4 protein-coding genes are annotated in these 4,040 nt (G+C 67.7%); all 4 read right to left on the minus strand.

Annotated features, from left to right (window positions below; all coding sequences use genetic code 11):
- A partial coding sequence (locus tag A5624_RS23125; RefSeq protein WP_066871633.1) for a serine/threonine-protein kinase occupies window positions 1-1,404 on the minus strand: 1,404 nt, incomplete at its 3' end.
- A gap of 174 nt (window positions 1,405-1,578) precedes the next feature.
- Window positions 1,579-2,718 (minus strand): BTAD domain-containing putative transcriptional regulator, encoded by a 1,140-nt coding sequence (locus A5624_RS23130; RefSeq protein ID WP_066871627.1) that lies wholly within the window; start codon window positions 2,716-2,718, stop codon window positions 1,579-1,581.
- Window positions 2,719-3,018: 300 nt separating this feature from the next.
- A complete protein-coding gene (locus A5624_RS23135; RefSeq protein ID WP_066871630.1) occupies window positions 3,019-3,711 on the minus strand; it encodes a hypothetical protein in 693 nt (230 codons plus the stop codon).
- Window positions 3,712-3,889: 178 nt separating this feature from the next.
- Window positions 3,890-4,040 (minus strand): DUF732 domain-containing protein (locus A5624_RS27725; protein ID WP_156749150.1); only part of this gene is annotated, 151 nt, incomplete at its 5' end.

Consider the following 4,040-nt stretch of genomic DNA (forward strand, 5'->3'; position numbering starts at 1 on the left):
GACCGTCACCGAGGAGCTGTCCGTCGAGGTGATGGGTTTGCCCGGCTGCATCGACGACGAGCCCATCACACCGTTGATGTCGGCCGGGCCGAGCAGCAGGCCGCTGAGGCGTTCGGGGCCCAGCGGGGCGGCCTGCGGTGGTTCCGGCTTGGGGCGAACGACAAGCCAGATGCCGACCCCGGTCGCGATCACGACGAGCACCACGGCGACGGCCGCGATGATCGGCCAGATCGAGCGGTGCGGTTTGGGCGGGGGCTGACCCCAGGGCGTCGAACTGGTGAACTGGGGCGGCGCGCCCCAGTTGGCATTGGTGCCTTGGTAATACGGCTGACCGGCCGCCGGGATCGGCCCGCTGGTCGGGGTCCACGCCTGACCGCCGTGCGCCGGTATCGGACCGGAACTGGGGGCCGACGGCGGGTCGAACGGCGACGGCGGCGGGGTGTTGAACGTCGGCCCGAACGGCTGCGGGGGCGCCGCGGCGGCGTGGGCTCCCGCGCCGGGGTAGTCGGCGGCGGGCAGTGCGGCTTCTTGGCTGCGGCGCAAGATGGTGGCGGCGCGGTCCTGGTCGGGGTTGCTCAACGCTTCCTTGGCGGCCAGGGCCAGATCACCCGCGCTGGCATAGCGATCCTCCGGCTTCTTGGCCATGCCGCGGGCGATCACCACGTCGAAGGCCTTCGGGACCCCCGGGCGCTGCGCGCTGGGCGCGGGGATGGGGTCCATCATGTGAGCGGAGACCAGCACCCCGGCGCTGTCGGCGCGGTAGGGTGGCGTCCCGGTCAGGCACTCGAACAGCACGCAGGCCAGCGCGTAGATGTCGGCGCGATAGGTGACTTCCGCGTCCGAAAACCGTTCTGGCGCCATGTATTTCCAGGTGCCGACCGCGGTGCCGAGCTGCGTCAGCTTCTCGTCGGTGGTGGCGCTGGCGATGCCGAAGTCGACCAGGTAGGCGAAGTCGTCACGGGTGATGAGAATGTTCTGCGGTTTGATGTCGCGGTGCATCACCCCGGCGGCGTGCGCGGCATCGAGCGCCGACGCGATCTGGGTGATGATGGCGACCGCGCGCGGTGGAGTCAGCGGGCCGAAGCGTTTGAGCACGCTGTCCAGGTCGGTGCCCTCGACCAAACGCATCTCGAGGAACATCTGGCCGTCGATTTCGCCGTAGTCGTGCACCGGCACCACGTGCGGTTCCTGCAAACGACCGGCGGTGCGGGCTTCGCGTTTCAACCGCTCGCGAAACACCGGGTCCCGGCTGAAGCTTTCGGACAGGAGTTTGACCGCGACCGTCCACTCTTTGACGGTGTGTTCGGCCTCGTAGACCTCACCCATCCCACCGCGGCCCAGCAGCCGCTTTAGGTGGTAGGGGCCAAACATCGACCCCGCCCGTGAGGACTGCTCGTCACTCATTCCTCATCCTTCCAACCCAACCCCTAGCCTGCCGGTCTCGTTCGAGACTTTGCGGGCAGACACACGATCGCAACCCGTGACTGAGCAATCATGACGGTAAGCGCGCAGGCGTCCCACCGCACGATAACGGGAACAATCGCCGCGCGTGTCAGCGCGGGTCGGCTCGCCGTGCTCTCAGGCCTCGTCTTCGTGGTCAGCGGCGACCTGGAAGGTGAATTCGTGGTCGCAGATCCGCACGCGGTCGCCGTCCCGCAGGGCGGCTGCGGAACGGATCCGTTGCTCCCGCACGTGCACGCCGTTCGAGGACCGCAGGTCGTCGATGATGTAACCGTTTCCGGTGTCGACGATGACGGCATGATGCCGGCTGACCTTGGGGGAGTCGAGCACGATGTCGTTGTCGCCTAGCCGCCCAATGGTTGTCGATCCCCGCAGCGGATAACTGCGTCCGGACACCTCGTGCAGATAAGCGGCCACCTTGTCGTCGGTCGGGTAGTGCTCGAGCACGGTTATCGCGACCGCCGCGGTCGTCATGGCGTTCTTCTTCACGTCCAGCGGCTCTTGGCGCAGGATCTGGTCGTTGAGGGCGCGCAGGTTCTGGCCGGGGTCGATCCCGAGGTCATCGGCCAGCGATTTCTGCACGCGCCGATAGGCCGCCAACGCGTCGGATTGGCGGTCGGCGAGGTAGTAGGCGGTCATCAATTGGGCCCACAGCTGCTCGCGGTAAGGATGCTCGGCCGTCAGGGCTTCCAGTTCGGTGATCACGGTAAAGGCGCGTCCGCAAGCAATTTCGGCCTCGGCCTGCGCGGTGTGAGCCAGGATCTTCTCCTCGACCAGCGACGCGGTGAAGGCGTCGACGAAGCGAAGGCCGTCCAGGTCCTCGAGCACCGGGCCGCGCCATTCGGCCAGGGCGGCCGACAGGTGCTGACTGGCCTGCTCGAACCGGCCGGCGGCCGCCGCCTGCACGCCGGCGGTCTTCTCGGCGATGAACCGGCCCAGATCGCAACGGTCGTTGGCGACGTTGAGCCGGTAACCCGGCGGTGCCGCGACCAGCACCGTGCGCGGGTCGATGCCGGCACCGGTCAGCAACTTTCGCAGGTTGGACACGTAGGAGTGGATGCTGGCCCGCGCCCCCGACGGTGGCGACTCGTCCCACAGGGCGGTGATGAGCCGGTCGACGCCGACCGGGTTGTTGCGGTTCATCAGCAGCATCGCCAGCACCGCCCGCTGTTTGGGTGTGCCCAGCGGCACCAGGGTGCCGTCGACGCTCATCTCCAACGGTCCGAGCAGACCGAATTCGAGACGCTTGTCCGCCATCCCGCCTACCAGCCTTTCCGCGTCCGCGGCGTCGGATGCCCTGAGCTCACCATTGTGATTGTGACGCCAAGCGGGCGGATTCGTTACGAATCACGAGAAACCGTCGAGCTCGGACGGCATGTCGTCCAACCATGGCCCCAGCGCGGCGCCGCACCCGGGGCCGGGGGCTGAAATGTGTTCGCACCCAGGGCGATAGTGGGTGCGTCGCACGAATTGAATTGCACCGCCGCCACATATCGGCCACGCGACGCGCACGCCGCTTGCTGTTGCGCGCCGCGTGAACCGAATCGCCGGCGGCGACTAGGTGGTGACGACCATCAACTCGTTGCTGGTGTCCCAGGACTCGACGAACAGCTTGATCGGGATTTGCTCGTTGCGGCCTTCGGGTGTGCCGCTGTCGTTGAGGTGGACGATGCCGGCGACGGTGTCGACGCCGGTCACCACCACGGCGTGGTTGGACTCCGGGCGGCCGTCCTTGCCCTTGTCTTCGACGGGCTGGTGCCAGATCAGCTCGGCGTTGAGGCTGACGATCACTTTGTGACCGCCGCCGAGCGCCCGCTCGAGAGCGGCTATTCCGGCCGGGGTGCCGGTTTGCGCGGCGTCGTCCTTGTCGCTGAGGACGGCGCCGATCTTGTACTGGGCGAGCAACTCGGGAATGTCCGCGGTGTTCGCGCCCATTCCGGATTCCGGGTTGCCGGTGGCGGCGGGCTTGGTGTAGATCGAGCCGGGATGCGCGATGCTGGGCGTCGATTGGGCCTTGGCGATGATGTCGTGCTCCGAGGGAGCCACGCCGGTGATCTCGCCGATGACATCGGCACTCGACATCAGCACGCAGTCGTCGTACTGCTGCTGGCGCCAGAATTGGGCGGCTGCGGTCGGGTCGCCGTAGGTGAGTTGGGACGCTGCGGCTCCGGCCGGGGCCGCCACACCGAGCGCGACCGCGCCGGCGGCCACCGCGAGGGTCAGGGTCTTGGTGAAGTTGGCGGTCGTCATGGTGTGCCTCTTCTCGTCTCTGGCCGCGTGGGTCGGGGCTGGGCGGGTGTTGAGAAGAGCTTCGAACGTGCGCCTGTTGGACTTCTTTACAAATCCTTGGAGCCGTGCGGGGCGTCGGCTCCCACGGCCGATGGGGGATTCCGACTTTCGAAATCCCCCATCGCGGCTCGTTATTCGCCTAGGCGGGCTGACCGGAGAATTGCGGGCAATAGGCCTGGGTGGCCGCCAAGACCACGTGGGCCGCCTGCGGCGGCGTCAGGCTGGTGTGCCGGAAGATGTCGACGGTGACCGCGGTCGGCGTCTGGCCGGCGGCGAGTTCGGTGCAGACC

It is taken from the genome of Mycobacterium sp. 1482292.6, assembly GCF_001672995.1.
Lineage (GTDB): Bacteria > Actinomycetota > Actinomycetes > Mycobacteriales > Mycobacteriaceae > Mycobacterium > Mycobacterium europaeum_A.